The organism is Candidatus Poriferisodalis sp., assembly GCF_965262965.1.
Classification (GTDB): Bacteria; Actinomycetota; Acidimicrobiia; order Acidimicrobiales; family Poriferisodalaceae; genus Poriferisodalis.
In genome coordinates this window covers 1,417,673-1,433,041 of the sequence record NZ_OZ253573.1, presented here as the reverse complement: position 1 = coordinate 1,433,041, position 15,369 = coordinate 1,417,673, and the positions used below count along the sequence as shown (strand labels likewise).

Sequence of the window (15,369 nt, the reverse complement as noted above, 5' to 3'; positions counted from 1 at the left end):
TCAGTTCCGCCAGAACAGCACGTAGTCGATCGGATTCACATCGCCGACCGCGAACGCGATCGATACGGCAATACCCGCGGCAGCGATCACGACCATCGTGATGATGGTGGAACGGGGGAGCCTGCCGCCGGCATCTGACGGCAGCCGCTCACGCACCTTCCGAAGCAGGCGATCGGCCCACGCGACGTCCCGGGCCAAGATTGCCAGGCCCACCGCGACCACCAGCATTCCGGGACCGGGCAGCGGCATCATGATGATGCCGAGCACCACAACGCCCAGCCCGATGCCCATGCGCACCATGCGGAAGATCGACTGACGCCAGGCTCCGCGGCGGGTGGGTTCCCGCTCGCCCGTTTCGAGCTCGGCCGCGATGGCCGCCGCGCGGAACCGCTCGCCGCGATCGAGCGTGTGCTCGTGCTTGGCGGCATCGCCGGAGCCTGCATCGCCGGCGTCGGAGTGCTGCGTGGTCGTGTCGTCCATGGTGGTGGCTGTCGGCGCTCATCGACGTTCGGCTCGGCTGTGAGTTGGCCCGCTCGTCCCCGGCGGCAGGGCCACGTGCCGCAATAGTGTGGCGTGCCGACCCGCGAAACCCTGCGCGGACCCGACGAGGAGATGCGGCGATGCCGACCGTTGACAAATCTGCCCCGATCAGCTGGACCGTGGGCGACGCCCAAATCACCCGCATTACAGAGCTCGAAGTGCATTGGCCGTTCAGCATTCTGCTGCCGGGCGCCGACGAAGTGATCGACAACTACGACTGGCTGCGACCCGACTTCGTCACCGATGACGGCCGCATGCGGCTGTCCATGCATGCGCTGGTCATCGAATCGGCGGGCATGCGGATCATGGTGGACACCTGCGTCGGCAACGACAAGTCACGCCCCGGGGCACCGCCGTTCGAGCAGCTCTCGACGCCGTTCCTGGCCGATCTCGAAGCGGCCGGCTTCACGCCCGAGTCGATAGACGTCGTCGTGTGCACGCACCTGCATGTGGATCATGTCGGCTGGAACACTCGGCTCGTCGACGGCAAGTGGGTGCCGACGTTTCGCAATGCCCGCTACCTGTTCGTGCAGACCGAGTACGACTACTGGCGGACCGAGCCTCAGGACTACGGGCCAGTGTTCGAGGACTCGGTGCAGCCTGTGATGGACGCCGGGCTCGCCGATCTCGTCGCGCCCGATCAGCGCATCAACGATGAGGTGTGGCTGGAGTCGACGCCGGGGCACACACCGGGCCACGTCAGCGTGATCATCGAATCGGCAGGCCAGACAGCCACGATCACCGGCGACATGACCCACCACCCCCTCCAGTTCGCTCACCCCGACCTCGCCTCGACCGCCGACTACAGCCGCGACGGCACCTCGACGAGAACCCGCCTCGACGCCTACCCGCGCTGGGCCGACGGCCGTCTCGTCATCGGCACCCACTTCGCCGGTCGCACAGCCGGCCACATCGAGCCCGCCGACAAGCCCAACACCTGGATCTTCGCCCCATAGACGCGCGGCTCATGGATCTCACTCAGAGCTACGGCAGCGTTGTGCCGGCTGCGCTCTTGCGCCGATACGAATGGGCCGAGGTACGAAATGCCGCGGTGATTGTCAAGGCCACGAATCCGACGGAGTGGCAAGATCTCATTGACGTCCTGACGGCGTTCAGGCTGACCGCCGCCGAGATGATGATTGCGGGAGGCAACAAGTCAGGACTGACGGGACGCTTGGAGGATGACTTCAAGGATCGCGGCTGGCGCGAAGCGCGACTTGACACCGAGGTCACGTTGACCACTGAGCGGCGGCCCTATCGACCAGCCGGAGAGCGGAAGTCCGCCACGGAACGGACAAACGTGACGAACCGCGGATATCTCGTCGACGGAATGAAGGGCCGGATCGCGCTTGACGTCGAGTGGAATGCGAAAGACGGCAACCTCGATCGTGACATCGGCACCTATCGGGCGATGCACGAGGCCGGTTTCCTGGATGCCGGAGTGATCGTCACGCGTACACAGGATGACCTGCGTGAGATAGCGGTCGCGCTGCAACCTGAGACCACTAAGTTCAACACTACGACGACGACGAACCTCGACAAGCTCGTGCCTCGGCTGACCCGTGGAGACGGCGGCGGTTGTCCTGTGCTGGCTGTAGCCATTTGCGCCCGCACGCTCGACTGACCGCTAGCCCTGATTTTTCATCGGGGTTGTGGTTGTGGGTGTGCGCGTCCGCGGAAAAGCCCTTCTGACCTGTAACGATACGTGTTGTCGCAGCACGCATTGTGCAGAAAAGAAGGGCATCTCCGAGGTGAACGCTAGCAGTGTGGAAAATGTGGGTCTCGAAGGCGGCGGAGGGCAGGTCGCGTCGTATGGCGGGTTGTTCGTTCTGGGGGGTTTCGCGGACTCGTTGGGGCTGGGCGGGGAGCTGTCGGCGGCGGTAGGGCATAGCGGCGAGCGAGCGCCGGTTCATGATCGGGGCACGGTGCTGACTCAGATGGCGCTGGTGCTCGCCGGCGGCGGGGACGCGTGCAGCGATATCGAGCATCTGCGCGCCGAGCCGGCGCTGTTCGGGCGGGTCGCGTCGCAAACGACGGCGTATCGCACGCTGACGGGCATTGACGACGCCCGGCTCGACGGGGTGTGGGACGCCGCGGCGGCCGTGCGCGCCCGGGCGTGGTCGGGTCGGGTCGTCGATCGGGAACGGCCGTTGGTGCTCGACATCGATTCCACGCTGGTGGAGGTCCACTCGCAGAACAAAGCCGGCGCGGCGCCTCATTACAAGGGCGGCTACGGGTTCGGTCCGATGCTGTGCTCTACCGGCGACGGGGAGCCGCTGTGGGTCAAGCTGCGGGCGGGCAACGCGGCCGCGAACCACATAGCGGATCATCTCGAAGTGCTCGACCGCTCGATCGGCCAGCTCCCCGACGCGTTTGCCGCAGGGCACCGGCGCGGCGACGACCCCGCAGCAGCGGCACAGCCGATGCGGCTGCGAACCGACTCCGCGGGGTGCTCCGCGCTGATCGCCCAAGGCTGCAGGGACCGCAACATCACGTATTTCATGACCGCACGCCACAACACCCAGATCACCGCCGCTATCGCGGCTGCGCGCACCGATCCCGACCGCTGGCAGCCCGCCGTCGGGGGTCCCCAGTCGCGTCGCGCTCGCTCCCAGGCCCACCGCCGCGCACGCGCCCAGGTCACCGAGCTCACCGAAGCGGTCGACTTGTCGCACTGGCCTGCGCGCACACGGCTGATCGTGCGACGCGAGCCGGGCCACCCCGGCGCGCAGCGCACCTTGTTCGACTCGCCCAACTGGCGCTACTGGGGGTTCCTCACCGACGCCGCCGGCGACCCCGCACGCCTCGACGCCGACATGAGAGCCCACGCCCAAGTGGAAGACACCATCGCGAGGCTCAAGGACTCCGGGCTCGACAAGATGCCGTTTCGCGCCTGGGCCGCCAACGCAGCCTGGACAGCTCTGTGCGTCATCAGCCTCGCACTGGTCAGCTGGTTCCAAGCCCTGCGCCTCACCGGCGCGCTCGCAAACCCAGCACCCAAACAGCTCCGCTGGCAGCTCTGGCACACACCGGTATGAGGTGTTTCTGACTCTTCGCGACAGATCGCCGGTTTTTTCAAGCCGCATCGGCGGGTGGGCGGTGGTGGTTGGTTGGTCATGGCTGAGGTGTGTCTGAGTCTTCCGCGGAGATCGGCTGAGAAATGAACCAAGTCATGCTGTGTTCTCGGGGTTGTTGGTGGTGGTCCGGCGGTTGTGGTCGAGCCGTCGTGTGCGGGCTCGTTGGAGGCCTTGCCGGCGGGCCTCGCGGATCGGTTCTCCTCGTTGGTGGTGTTCGTCGTCGGGGGTGACGTAGCCGAGCGCTTCGTGCAGCCGGACTTCGTTGTAGTCGATCCGGATGCGTGCCAGCTCTGTGTCGAGCAACGCCGGGTCGGTGATCTCGTCGAGGTGGGGCCATTCGTGCTTGATGTGCCCGAAGAAACTCTCGATCCAGGCTTGGTCGGTGGGGGTGTGGGGTCGGCCGTGGTGTTGGGCGATGGCCATCATCGCCATGTAGGCGCGGGTGTCGTGGCTGGTCATGGCCGGGCCGTTGTCGGACACGGCGAGCAGGATCGGCCGGTCGGGGTCGTCGATGTCGAGATCGAGGCGGTCGTCGGTGAGCAGCTCGTCGAGATCTTGGGCTAGCAGCGCCTGGTCGAAGATGACGCGCACTTGGGTGGAGGTCTCCTCGGTCGAGACCAGGGTGGTGATCCAGTAGCGGGAGACCATGTCGACGATGGCGAACACGCAGCGCCGGGCCCGCCCGAAGTGGGTGACGTCCCAGATCCAGATCCTGTTCGGTTCCCAGACCAGCCAGTGGGGCCACGGCGTCTTGGGCCGCCGTGGTGTCGGCGGCTGTTCGGGCAGCACAAGCCCGTGGGCAGCCAGAACGCGCCGAAACGTCGAGGGGGCCACCCACACCCGGCCCACATAGGAACCGCGGTGGGCGAGCTTGCGGTGCGACCGGTCGACCGGTCCCCACTCTTCAGCGACAGCGAGGACCTCCGCGACTTCGTCGGCCAGCACCGCATGCACCGGCGCGCCGCCCGGGGCGAGGTCGCTGAGCGTGCCCAGCTCGCGTCGGCGGGCCCGCCAGCGGTGCACCCGGTCGTCGGAGACCTGCCACACACCGGTGGCCCATGTGTGCCAGAACCCGGCGGCAACGGCGTCGTCGACGGTGTTGAGGACCAGCTCTTTGGCCTCGGCGGGGACTCTCGCCGGGACCGGTCCGTTCAGTCCCAGCCGGATTTTCCCCGGACAATGGCCAACTCGATCGCTTGGACCTTGATCGCCTCGGTGAGCTGACCGATCTCTGCCCGGGCCGCTTCGAGCTCCCAGTTCCGTTCGGTGGCCGGGCGACCCGGTTTGCGGGCCAGCGCAGCCAGCGCCGCGTCCTTCACCGTCCGGCGGATGGAGATGATCGTCGACACATCGACCCCCCACTTCCGGGCGGCGTCGGCCTGGGTGATCTCTCCGCCCGCGACCTGCAAGTAGATCTCCCACTTCGTCTCCGCGGACAGCTTCTTCGGTCGACGCCGACCCTCGCTGACAGTCATCTGATGCTCCTTCACGCGTCAGCGAGAACACGATCAGACTTGGTTCATTCCTCGGTGGACCCTCCGCGGCAAAGTCAGACGCACAACATGGCAGTGGTCGGTTTCGGTGCCAGGAGCGTCGTTGGGCGTCGGCTCGTTGGAGTCCGGCTCGGCGTGCTGCGCGGATCTGGTCGCCGTTGCCGGTGTGCTCGTCGTGGGGGGTGACGTATCCGATGGCTTCGTGCAGCCGCATGGTGTTGTGGTGGCTGCGGACGCGTTCGAGCTCTCGGGCGAGGTCGGCGGGGTCGGTGAGCGTTTCGAGGTGGGGGTGCTCGGTCTTGACGTGTGCGAACAGGGACTCGATCCAGGCTTGGTCGGTGGGCGTGGAGGGCCTCCCGAAGTGCTGGGCGATCGAGCAGAGGGCCATGAATCGGGCGGTGTCGCCGGCGCGCATCTCGGGGCCGTTGTCGGACACGGCGAGCAGCAGCGGGATGTCGTCGCTGCGGGGCGGTTCGGCGTCGGGGTCCGCCAGGCGGGCGGCGAGCTCTGCGGTGAGGAGTCCTTCGTTGTGGAGCGCTTCGGCGAACAGGACTCTGGCGGCGACCGAGTCCGGTGCTGGGGTGAGGTGGGTGGCGATCCATTTGCGGGACACGACATCGACGATCGCGTAGGCGTGCTTGGCCGATTTGCATGCGGGGAACTGGGTGCCGTCCCAGCACCACAGCTGGTTGGGCCGCCACTCGCACCACGCCGGCCACGGCGTGCGCGCTGCTCGCTTCGGGCGCGGCGTGCCCGCCAGGGCGAGGCCGTGGCCTGCGAGAACGCGGTCCACGCTCGAAGGCGACACCCACACCCGGCCCAGATACGAGCCGCGGTGGGCGAGCTTGCGATGGGACCGGTCGGTGTCGCCCCATTCGGCGAACAGCGCCACGATCTCGTCGCGTTCCCAGCCCAGCAGCCCATGCACAGGCCGCCCGCCGGGGCGGGCGTCGTCGAGTGCCCCCTCGGCGCGGCGCTGCGCCCAGCGCCACGCCCTGCGCCGATCGAGGCCCAGCACCATGCACACCCGGCCCAGCGTCCAGCCCGCCGACGCGGGCGGGGACAGGACCGCTCATCCCCAACCCGTTTTTCCCCGCAGCACCGCCAGCTCGACTGCCTGCTCGACCACCGTGCGGCCGAGCCGCTCCACCTCCGCGCGCAAAGCCGCCGCCTCGGTCGCCTCGGCACGCGATCGCCGAGGCCGGCCCGGCCTCGAGGAACCCAAAGCCGCAATCGCGCCGTCGCGTGCAACAGCGCGCAGCCCGCTGATCACCGACCGGTCCACGCCCGCCTCCGCGGCCGCCTGGGCCTGGGTGACCTGCCCGGCGAGCATCCGCACCCACAAGTCGTACTTCTGCTCTGCTGTCAACAGCGTCTTCGATTTTCTTTCCTGCGAGCCCATCAGCCGCAGCCTCCTGCCCTGAGACCGCAAACCCCGCCCGACGCTGCTTGAAAAAACTCAGAACCTGTCGCGCGAAGTCAGACGCAACCCACCCGACCGACGATGTGCCTGGGCATCATCACGCAGAACACCCGCGCCTAACCCACCCCGAACCACCGACCAGACAACCGCGCACGCTCAACAAACAACACACACCACACCCCAATTGCCGACCACCCTCCTAGGCGGCAGCGCGAGGCGAGTGGCGCAACGGCGCGACTTGACTTAGGACAGCGAGGTTGATCGCTCAATCTGCGAGGAGCAGTTGCTCCTGGTTGGGAACCAGCGGCTGTACTTGGCCCGGGGGTCGATATCCGGGGTGGACGCGGCCACGTGGCGTCGTGGTGGGGGAGGCTTCATCACCCCAAGCGGACCAGCCCGGGCGCGGGTATCGAGCGAACAGCTCTAAGTAAGGACCGGGGGAGCAAGACTCGATCACTCCGTACTGCTCGTCAGGTTTGCGTGAGTGCTCCCGCTTGCGCGACTCGATGATGTTCACTTGGCGCCGCGCCGGCGGCAGCGTTCGCAGCCTGCCTCGCACGCCGAACAGGATGGGCTCGGTGGTGTTGCGGAAGTAGAAGCCGACGCCTCGCCCGTCAGGCCCGCCGTCCTTGCGACGCTTCGCCCACACCAGCATCGCCTTGTATGTGAAGCCCCAAGCGTCCAGTGTCGCCAAGCCCTCCTGCAGTAGCGCGTTCGGCACCCACAGGTAGCAATGCGACTGCTCCGCCATGAGGTTGCCGACTCCGAGTGCCGCGATGTCCTCCCACTCCATTGTGTCGTAGCGCGACAGCCGCTTGTGCTCAGGCGCAACCTTGCCTGTGCGATTCTGGAATCGCCACGGTGGGTCGGCAAGCACAGTGCCGAACGGGGTCCCGCCGAGACCCGCTAGCTGCATCTCAAGAGATTCGAGCGGTTCCAGATTCTCCGCAACCAACGTCACGAACTCCTCCTCCGACAGTCTGAGAGATGCGCAACGCCCATGCCAAGAGTCCATGCGTTGCTTCCTACCCATTCGATGCTCTCTCTTATCAGAGCTGTCCGGGCAATGGGTGGCAATTTTGGCAGACGCCGGTCTCGACCCCCGAGACGCGGTAGCTCGACGGCGTCAGCGGCGACGCTGGCCGAGCGTCCGGCGTCGTAACGGGGGCGACGTCAAAGCTCTCTGTACATCCGTTCGAGCTACCTTCGACCGCACAGACGTACTACCAATACTCCCCGCACCGCCGCTGTAGCAGGTGGCAACTTCGGGTGCACGGACTCCACGAGACAAGTACCTGAACATGTCACAGGTTGGTTTTGGAGCACTAGCCCTGATTATTCATGAGAGTTCTGTTGGTCGTATTTTGGCTGTGTTGAGTCGCCCGGTTTGATGGTGTGGGTCTGTCGGGGTGGCGGCGGGGCTGTGGGGCAGGCCCCGGTTGTGGTGTTCAGGCGGCGTCGGGTGGGTGTGCGGGCGTGGCGGGGCTGTCCCGCCGGGGGCGGGCGTGGAGCGGGACGGGTCGGCCGCGGTGTTCAGCGGGGGTGGGCGATGGCGAGGAGCGCTTTGGCGCCGGGGTGCTGGTCGGTCAGGAATACCCAGTATCGGAAGTTCTCGCTTGGGAACAGGCTGCGCTGCGCTCCGGGGTGACGCGGCTCGCGGCGCACGATCTGAATCGCCCTGGGTTGGTTGAAGGCTCCTGATCTTGGATACGAGGATGGAGTCATGCCACATGAGATGTCGCCTGGGAAGCCGACGACGCGTCGGTACAGCGAGGCGGAAAAGGAGCGTGCTGTGCGTGCTGTGCGTCAGCTCCGCAAGGAGCTGGGCACCGATCACGGGACGGTGAAGCGGGTCGCGGCCCAGTTGGGGATCGGGGTGGAGTCGCTGCGGTCGTGGGTGCGCCAAGCCGAGATCGATGCTGGGTTGCGCCCTGGTGTGAACAGCGAGCAGGCTGAGCGGATCAAGGCGCTGGAGGCCGAGAACCGGGAGCTGCGTCGGGCGAACGAGATCTTGCGCAAGGCGTCGGCTTTTTTCGCGTAAGGGGCTCGACCGCCCACAGAGGTGACGGTGTCGTTCGTCGACGCTCATCGTGGCGAGCTCGGGGTCGAGCCCATCTGCACTGCGCTGGGGGTGGCCCCGAGCACGTACTACGCGGCCAAGCGCCGCGAGCGCGAGCCGTCCGCGCGGGCGGTGCGCGACGCGGTGTGGATGCCGATCTTGTTGGCGTTGTGGGTCGCGAACCGCAAGGTCTACGGGGCACGCAAGCTGTGGAAGGCCGCCCGGCGCGCGGGTCACGAGATCGGCCGGGACCAGGTTGCCCGGCTGATGCGTGAGCTGGGCGTACGCGGCGTCAGCCGGCGGCGCAAGATGTTCACCACGCGTCAGGATCCTGACGCGGTTCGCGCTCCCGACCTGGTCAACCGCGACTTCACCGCGGATCGGCCCGACGCGTTGTGGGTGACCGATCTCACCTATGTCGCGACCCGGGCAGGCATGGCCTATGTGTGCTTCATCGTGGACGCGTTCTCCCGCCGCATCGTGGGCTGGCGCGTCGCTTCGCACATGCGCACCGAGATGGTCCTCGACGCATTGGAGACGGCCCGCCGCTCACGCGGCAACCGCCGCCTGGTCGGGCTCGTGGCCCACTCCGACGCGGGATCGCAATTCACGTCGCTGCGATTCACCGAACGCCTCGACGAGATCGGCGCCCGCCCCAGCATCGGCACCGTCGCCGATTCCTATGACAACGCCTTGGCCGAGACGACCAACGGTCTCTACAAGGCCGAATGCGCCTACGGGCCCGACACACACGGCTGGCACGACGTCGACCAGCTCGAACTCGCCACCCTGGGCTGGGTGCACTGGTTCAACCAGCAACGGCTCCACGGCCACTGCAACGACACCCCGCCCGCAGAATTCGAAGCAGCGTTCTACGCTGCCCACAAGACCACCCCAGCCGGGGCTGGAAAACCAAACCAATGAGTCTCCAACAAAGCCAGAGCGGTTCAATCAGCCGGGTGCGGTCCGGCCAGCCTGACAGGTCCGCGAGGTCGGTGAGGTCCGCGACCTGAGCGCCGCGGCGCTTTTGCTGCCGGGGCCGCTGTTGGGTGTTGTGCCAGTGGCCCGGGTCGCCCAGGCCGACGCCGACCCTCGCTGATCGTCATCTGCTGCTCCTTCACGCGTCAGCGAGAACACAACCAGACTCGGTTCAATTCTCAACCAACCTTCCGCGGCAAAGCCAGACGCAACACAGCACGAGGCTTCCGCAACCTCCGCAACTACCGGCTGCGCATCCTGCTCGGCGCCGGCCGCAGACCATGCCAAACTCAACCCGTCACACCAATCAGAACCCGACGTCCCAGCTTGGTTGCGTAGAGCCGGATTGTTGACATCAGTTCATCGGCGCCGGGGCGCCGGACATCGTGCCAGCAGCGTGCGAGGCTTGTTGACTGGTCGGTGACAGGACCTGACCAGCGGGCGACAGCGCAGATGTTGGTGGTCAGATCCCTAAGAGCGTTAGCGGATTGGGCGGTTGTGGGGTTGCCAGCGGTTGCGGTGGTCGATGAGTTTGATGGTGATGATCAAGGCGACGGCGAGGGCGAGTTGGGCGAGGCGGTGCTCGGGTTTGCGGTCGGTGTTTCGTCGCAGTTGGCCGTAGTTGGACAGCCATGAGTTGGTTCGCTCGACGCGCCAGCGCAGCCCCAGCGGCGCTGTGACCGGTTCTGCGGGGCCGTCGTGGCCGGGTCTGCGTTTGGGGGGCCGCACCAGATCGCAGATGCCCGCCGCGGCGGCTGACCGGTCGACGCGGGCGCCCCAGTAGCCGCGGTCGAGGTGCAAGGTCTCGGTGTCGTGATGCAGCCCCCGCCGTTCGATCTCGGCCACGGTCGGGTCGAACAGCATGATGTCGTTGCGGTTCGCGCCCGCGGCGGCCCACCCGACCGGGATCCCCGCCCCGTCGATCGCGATCGACCACTTCCAGCCTGATTTGCGCCGGTCAACGGGGCTTTTGCCGGTCCCTTCCCCACCGCAGGGAGCTTTGTGGGTGGACCCGTCGATGCACACGTCATCGAGGTCGAGACCCACGATCCGGTCATAGGCGGCGATCGCTTCGGCCGCGATCCGCTCGAACACGCCCGCAGCGACCCACTCGTCGCGGCGGGACCGCAGCGTCGTGTCCGACACCTGCCATCCCAGCAGCGCCTCCGCGCACTGCCACGAGCAGCCCGTGGCCAGCCGCACCAGGATCCCCCAAAAGCACAGCCGGTCCGGTATCCGGGGCCGATGCCCCCTGCCAGGGCCGCCCACCGGCCGCACAGGCAGCATCGGCTCCACCGCCGCCCAGATCACATCCACCACCTCAGGCTCCAAAGCGCGCATGATGAAACCGGCCTCCACGGGTTGTCTTGTTCGGACAACCCGACCAATACACCGGGGAACCAGCCAACCCGTGGATGGCCAATCGCGCGGCCTCTAAGACGCGCGGCTCTCGTGGCAGCGCCAAGATTCGCTCCCCGATGATGTTGCGCAGGATCTGCGTCGTGCCGCCCATGATCGTGTATGCGGGCGCGTACACCACATTTCGAGATACCCGGTTGGCGAGCATCGTGTCGGCCCCGGCCACATCACCCACGAAGCGCGACACCTCCTGCTCGAACTCGGTGCACCACGTCTTGGTGACCGCCGAGTACTGAGCGAACGGCGTCTGGCGCAGCACGTTGCGCAGCACCATGTCGCGCCCGATCCGGTAGCCGGTTTCGATGCGGGCCATCCGCTGGCGAATCAGCGGGTCCGACGTGTTGGCTCTCGGCTTCGTGTCCAGGTACAGCCGTTGGTTCGACGCCAGCCGATCGATCCCGCCCCGTTCGTGCTCCAGCTGGCGCATTGTCTGGGAGAAGCTGTTGTTCAGCTCGCCCACCAGGTTCTCGACAGGCACCGCCACCTCATCGAAGAACACCTCGTTGAAGTGAGCGTCACCGGAGGCATCCCGGATCGGCCGCACCTTGATCCCGGGGCTGCCCATCGGCACGATCAGCTCGCTCATGCCCTTGTGCGGCGGCGCATCGGGATCGGTCCGGCAGATCAGGTAGCACCAGTTCGCCGTTGCTGCGCCGCTCGTCCAGATCTTCTGGCCGTTAACGATGAACCGATCGCCGTCACGCACAGCCGTCGTCCCGATGGCCGACACATCGGAGCCGGCATCGGGTTCGGACATGCCAATGCACCAGCGAGAGTGTCCCGCACGCATCTCGGGCAAGAACCGGGCCTGCTGATCAGGCGTGCCGTAGGCGAGCAGCACCGGGCCGATCTGGCGGTCAGGGAAGAACGAACTGGCCATCGGTGCGCCGCCCAGCAGGAGCTGCTCGGTCACCACGAACCGCTCGACTTCGGGTCGCCCGTCGCCCCCTGCTGAGGTTGGCCAGCACATCCCTATCCAGCCGCGCTCTCCCAGCCGCAGCGTGAACTCGTCGGAATAGCCGACCAGCCAGCCGTCGTCGATCATGAACAGGTCGGCCGTGGCCTCGCGCACCCACTCGGCCGCCTCGTCGGCCAAGTCGGTCAGCTCCTGGGGCCAGACGTAGTCCATCGCCCGGACAGTACAGCCGAGGTCGCGATCAGATCAGAAGATTGGCGCGCAGCATCTCGGGTACACCGGGGTTGAGACCGGCGGCCAGCAGGTAGCCCTCGGGACCGGACGCCGCACTTCCAGACGCCGCACTTCCAGCGCTGCCGTTTCGGCCGGCAGTGCCGTTCGCGCCAGCGTGTGATCCATAGCGGGTGTCGAGTTCGGCGAGCACCGCCGCCATGACCGGACGTGGTGCGCTCAGAATCGGCCGGACGTCGTCAATGTCGATGTCGACTTCGGCAAACTGCGGTGTCAGCTCCGAGATCCGCTGAAGCGATCGAAGTTCGTTGGTGAGGCAGTAGTCGTCCAGCACGGTGGCGCGATCTACGCCGAGCACCTCGAGCAGCAACGCGGCGGCAAGACCGCTTCGATCCTTGCCGGCGGTGCAGTGGAACAGCATCGGGAGGTGGTCGATGTCGGCGGCCACCGAAACGAACTGGGCGAACCGCTCGCCGTAGGTGAGCAGCATCTTCATGTAGAGCTCGACCATGTCGGCTTCGGAGACCGAATGCAGGCGTCCGGCGAGGATCTGGTCCACCATGCTGATGTCACCGTCGACGGTGTCTCCCACGGGCAGCGAGATGTGCGAGGTCACGCCGGCCCACAGGCGCGAACGATCACGTTCGATCTCGGGACCCGCCCGGAAGTCCACGACCGTGCGGATGCCGCGGCTGGCCAGCTCTTGGAGATCATCGGCACTCAGGCTGTTCAACCGATCGGATCGGAACAGCGCACCGGGTCGAACCCGGCGACCGCTCGCCGTCCGATAGCCGCCGAGATCACGGCAATTCCGAGCACCTTCGAGAACAACAACGGCATCGCGACGCACGGCGGGGGAGGCTAATCGGGACCGATGCGCACTAGCGTCGCCGCCCATGCGTGCAGTGGTGATTCCCGAATACGGCGGCGTCGAAGTACTCGAGGTACGCGATGTGCCCAAGCCGGCACCAGGGCCCGACGAGGTGCTCGTCGACGTCGTGTGCTCTGCAATGAACCGCGCCGATCTGCTCCAGCGCATGGGTCAGTACCCCGCACCCGGACCGAAGCCACCCTTCGAGATCCCCGGCATGGAGTTCGCCGGGCGAATCGCCGCCGTCGGCGAGCGCGTGACCGGCTGGACAGCCGGCGACCACGCCATGGGCATCGTGTCCGCCGGTGCGATGGCAGAGCGCGTCGCGACGCATGAGCGCATGCTCCAGCGCATCCCCACCGGAGTCGCCCTGAGCGACGCTGCAGCAATCCCCGAGGTGTTCATGACGGCGCACGACGCGCTCATGACCCAGGGCGGCCTCGCTTCTGGCGGCACGGCGCTTGTGCACGCCGGCGCATCGGGAGTGGGCACTGCGGCCATCCAGATCGCCAAGGCCATCGGCGCCCGGATCGCCGTGACATGCTCGACCGCAAAGGTCGCGGCCTGCACCGACCTCGGCGCAGATCTCGTCGTCGACTACACCGGGGCCGATTTTGCCGAGGCGGTCAAGGAGTGGACCGGCGGCGTCGGCGTCGACGTGGTGCTCGATGTCATCGGCGGCGACTACCTCGCCCGCAACATCGCCTCGGTTCGCACGCAGGGCCGCATCATCCAGGTCGGCGTCATGGGCGGACCGAAGGCCACCTTCGCGCTCGGCATGCTGCTGCCGAAGCGAGCGGCGCTCATCGGCACCGTGCTGCGCTCACGTCCGATCGAGCAGAAGATCGACGCCAACCAGCGTTTCTGCGCCGAGTTGCTGCCACGCTTCGACGACGGCTCGCTGCGGCCGATCATCGACTCTCGCTACGCCCTTGAAGACATCGCCGACGCACACACCTACATGGCCACCAACGCCAACGTCGGCAAGATCCTGCTGGACGTGCAGGACTGAGCCTGGGCCCGGCCCCAGCGGACCCGGCGCAGCTCGCTAGCGCTGTTCGATGCCGACGTAGTCGCGTTCGCCCACGCCGGTGTACTTCTGGCGAGGCCGATAGATCTTCTGCTCGGGGTCGCCCAGCATCTCCACCCAGTGCGCCAGCCAGCCGGGTGTGCGCCCGATGGCGAACAGCACCGTGAACATGTCGAGCGGGAAGCCCATCGCCTCGTAGATCAGACCCGAGTAGAAGTCCACGTTCGGGTACAGCCGGCGATCCATGAAGTACGAGTCGCTGAGCGCGACCTCTTCGAGCTTCATGGCAATGTCCAGCAGCGGATTCAGCCCGGTCACCTTGAACACCGCGTCGGCGGTCTCCTTGATGATCTTGGCCCGCGGGTCGTAGTTCTTGTAGACGCGGTGGCCGAATCCCTGCAGCAGCACGTCGCCGGACTTTGCACGTTCGACGTAGGCGAGCACGTTGTCGAAGCTGCCGATCTCGTGCAGCATCTGGATGACCTGCTCGTTCGCGCCGCCGTGCAGCGGTCCGTACAGCCCGCAGGTGGCCGCTGCCACCGCCGAGTATGGATCGGCACGGCTGGAGCCGACCGTGCGCATCGTGGTGGTGGAGCAGTTCTGCTCGTGATCCGCATGCAGGATGAACAGCACGTCCAGCGCCCGCGTCAGCGTCGGGTCGGGTTCGTAGTCGGGGTCGGCCACGCTCCACATCATCCGCAGGAAGTTGGCCGTGTAGCTCAGGTGATTCACCGGGTACTCGTACGGCAGCCCCATCCGGTTGCGGTACGTGAACGCCGCCATCGTCGGCATCTTGGCCATCAGCCGGATGATCTGCACCAGCCGCGTGTAGGGATCGTCGATGTCCTTCGCCTCGGGGTAGAAGGTGGACAGCGCGGCGATCGTCGAGACGAGGGTGCCCATCGGGTGGGCGTCATAACGGAAGCCCTTGATGAAGCGGGTGATGTCCTCGTGTACGTAGGTGTGGAACGTGATGTGGTGGATCCACTCGGCTGCCTCGGCCTCGGTGGGAAGCTCGCCGTGGATGAGCAGGTAGGCGACTTCGAGGAAGCTGGATTTCTCAGCAAGCTGCTCGATGGGATAGCCGCGGTAGCGCAGGACCCCTTCGTCACCGTCGATATAGGTGATCTGGGAATCGCAGTTGGCCGTCGAGAGGTAGGCCGGGTCGTAGAACCACAGGCCTCTGTCCAGCTCGCGCAGCGCGGCCGCCGAGATCGTCCCGTCGACCACGGGAACGGTCACCGTCTCACCAGAGCGGTTGTCGGTGATCGTAAAGCTGTCCTCTGGCATCGGTTCCCCTCGTGCGTCGCCGCCGAATGTACCCAATCAGGC

13 protein-coding genes, 1 pseudogene and 1 other annotated feature are annotated in these 15,369 nt (G+C 66.7%); of the genes and pseudogenes, 5 read left to right on the top strand and 9 right to left on the bottom strand.

The window, feature by feature from the left end; all coding sequences use genetic code 11:
• The gene (locus ACQY5K_RS06840; RefSeq protein ID WP_428121323.1) at nucleotides 1–480 is read right to left on the bottom strand and encodes a PGPGW domain-containing protein; all 480 of its coding nucleotides are present in this window, start codon (nucleotides 478–480) and stop codon (nucleotides 1–3) included.
• A 140-nt stretch (nucleotides 481–620) separates the two neighbouring features.
• Here ACQY5K_RS06840 and ACQY5K_RS06835 point away from each other — a divergent pair, with 140 nt between their 5' ends.
• The 3 genes from ACQY5K_RS06835 (at nucleotide 621) to ACQY5K_RS06825 (ending at nucleotide 3,578) form a co-directional block, all read left to right on the top strand.
• Complete coding sequence (locus tag ACQY5K_RS06835; protein ID WP_428121321.1) at nucleotides 621–1,496, top strand: MBL fold metallo-hydrolase; 876 nt, start codon at nucleotides 621–623, stop codon at nucleotides 1,494–1,496.
• 11 nt (nucleotides 1,497–1,507) lie between these two features.
• Complete coding sequence (locus ACQY5K_RS06830; protein WP_428121318.1) at nucleotides 1,508–2,164, top strand: BglII/BstYI family type II restriction endonuclease; 657 nt, start codon at nucleotides 1,508–1,510, stop codon at nucleotides 2,162–2,164.
• A gap of 127 nt (nucleotides 2,165–2,291) precedes the next feature.
• Entirely contained in the window at nucleotides 2,292–3,578 is a 1,287-nt protein-coding gene (locus ACQY5K_RS06825) for an IS1380 family transposase (protein ID WP_428121316.1), read from the top strand.
• Nucleotides 3,579–3,710: 132 nt separating this feature from the next.
• Here the strand turns inward: ACQY5K_RS06825 and ACQY5K_RS06820 are convergent, their stop codons facing one another.
• The 4 genes from ACQY5K_RS06820 to ACQY5K_RS06805 form a co-directional block, all read right to left on the bottom strand.
• Nucleotides 3,711–6,131 (bottom strand): transposase, encoded by a 2,421-nt coding sequence (locus tag ACQY5K_RS06820; RefSeq protein WP_428122597.1) that lies wholly within the window; start codon nucleotides 6,129–6,131, stop codon nucleotides 3,711–3,713.
• A 51-nt stretch (nucleotides 6,132–6,182) separates the two neighbouring features.
• On the bottom strand, nucleotides 6,183–6,512 hold the full coding sequence (locus tag ACQY5K_RS06815) for a helix-turn-helix domain-containing protein (protein WP_428121314.1): 330 nt from the start codon (nucleotides 6,510–6,512) through the stop codon (nucleotides 6,183–6,185).
• Between the two features lie 286 nt (nucleotides 6,513–6,798).
• On the bottom strand, nucleotides 6,799–7,449 hold the full coding sequence (locus ACQY5K_RS06810) for an MT-A70 family methyltransferase (protein WP_428122595.1): 651 nt from the start codon (nucleotides 7,447–7,449) through the stop codon (nucleotides 6,799–6,801).
• Between the two features lie 617 nt (nucleotides 7,450–8,066).
• Complete coding sequence (locus ACQY5K_RS06805; RefSeq protein WP_428121311.1) at nucleotides 8,067–8,258, bottom strand: hypothetical protein; 192 nt, start codon at nucleotides 8,256–8,258, stop codon at nucleotides 8,067–8,069.
• On the opposite strand from ACQY5K_RS06805, the pseudogene ACQY5K_RS06800 reads away from it, so the two are divergent.
• Nucleotides 8,257–9,516 (top strand): annotated as a pseudogene (locus ACQY5K_RS06800) (IS3 family transposase). The gene ACQY5K_RS06805 and the pseudogene ACQY5K_RS06800 overlap by 2 nt on opposite strands.
• Nucleotides 8,559–8,673, top strand: a sequence feature (AL1L pseudoknot). Its footprint overlaps the pseudogene before it by 115 nt.
• A 534-nt stretch (nucleotides 9,517–10,050) precedes the next feature.
• Here the strand turns inward: ACQY5K_RS06800 and ACQY5K_RS06795 are convergent.
• From ACQY5K_RS06795 to ACQY5K_RS06785, 3 genes are read right to left on the bottom strand one after another with little or no spacing between them, the layout of a single operon-like run.
• A complete protein-coding gene (locus ACQY5K_RS06795) occupies nucleotides 10,051–10,929 on the bottom strand; it encodes an IS5 family transposase (RefSeq protein ID WP_428121309.1) in 879 nt (292 codons plus the stop codon).
• A complete protein-coding gene (locus ACQY5K_RS06790; protein WP_428121307.1) occupies nucleotides 10,892–12,118 on the bottom strand; it encodes an acyl-CoA dehydrogenase family protein in 1,227 nt (408 codons plus the stop codon). The genes ACQY5K_RS06795 and ACQY5K_RS06790 overlap by 38 nt, the downstream gene beginning before the upstream one ends.
• A 28-nt stretch (nucleotides 12,119–12,146) precedes the next feature.
• Nucleotides 12,147–12,986, bottom strand: coding sequence for a tyrosine-protein phosphatase (locus ACQY5K_RS06785; protein WP_428121304.1), 840 nt, complete (start codon nucleotides 12,984–12,986; stop codon nucleotides 12,147–12,149).
• Between the two features lie 46 nt (nucleotides 12,987–13,032).
• Here ACQY5K_RS06785 and ACQY5K_RS06780 point away from each other — a divergent pair, with 46 nt between their 5' ends.
• Complete coding sequence (locus ACQY5K_RS06780; RefSeq protein WP_428121301.1) at nucleotides 13,033–14,019, top strand: NAD(P)H-quinone oxidoreductase; 987 nt, start codon at nucleotides 13,033–13,035, stop codon at nucleotides 14,017–14,019.
• A 36-nt stretch (nucleotides 14,020–14,055) separates the two neighbouring features.
• Here ACQY5K_RS06780 and ACQY5K_RS06775 read toward each other — a convergent pair whose 3' ends face one another.
• Nucleotides 14,056–15,327, bottom strand: coding sequence for a citrate synthase (locus tag ACQY5K_RS06775; protein WP_428121299.1), 1,272 nt, complete (start codon nucleotides 15,325–15,327; stop codon nucleotides 14,056–14,058).
• Between the last annotated feature and the right edge of the window lie 42 nt (nucleotides 15,328–15,369).

What these genes read in the sequence shown, in the direction of transcription:
- ACQY5K_RS06790 (WP_428121307.1), bottom strand. Translation starts at nt 12,118, where the DNA reads ATGGACTACGTCTGGCCCCAGGAGCTGACCGACTTGGCCGACGAGGCG.
- ACQY5K_RS06810 (WP_428122595.1), bottom strand. Translation starts at nt 7,449, where the DNA reads ATGCAGCTAGCGGGTCTCGGCGGGACCCCGTTCGGCACTGTGCTTGCC.
- ACQY5K_RS06840 (WP_428121323.1), bottom strand. Translation starts at nt 480, where the DNA reads ATGGACGACACGACCACGCAGCACTCCGACGCCGGCGATGCAGGCTCC.
- ACQY5K_RS06835 (WP_428121321.1), top strand. Translation starts at nt 621, where the DNA reads ATGCCGACCGTTGACAAATCTGCCCCGATCAGCTGGACCGTGGGCGAC.
- ACQY5K_RS06775 (WP_428121299.1), bottom strand. Translation starts at nt 15,327, where the DNA reads ATGCCAGAGGACAGCTTTACGATCACCGACAACCGCTCTGGTGAGACG.
- ACQY5K_RS06815 (WP_428121314.1), bottom strand. Translation starts at nt 6,512, where the DNA reads ATGGGCTCGCAGGAAAGAAAATCGAAGACGCTGTTGACAGCAGAGCAG.
- ACQY5K_RS06780 (WP_428121301.1), top strand. Translation starts at nt 13,033, where the DNA reads ATGCGTGCAGTGGTGATTCCCGAATACGGCGGCGTCGAAGTACTCGAG.
- ACQY5K_RS06830 (WP_428121318.1), top strand. Translation starts at nt 1,508, where the DNA reads ATGGATCTCACTCAGAGCTACGGCAGCGTTGTGCCGGCTGCGCTCTTG.
- ACQY5K_RS06805 (WP_428121311.1), bottom strand. Translation starts at nt 8,258, where the DNA reads ATGACTCCATCCTCGTATCCAAGATCAGGAGCCTTCAACCAACCCAGG.
- ACQY5K_RS06820 (WP_428122597.1), bottom strand. Translation starts at nt 6,131, where the DNA reads ATGGTGCTGGGCCTCGATCGGCGCAGGGCGTGGCGCTGGGCGCAGCGC.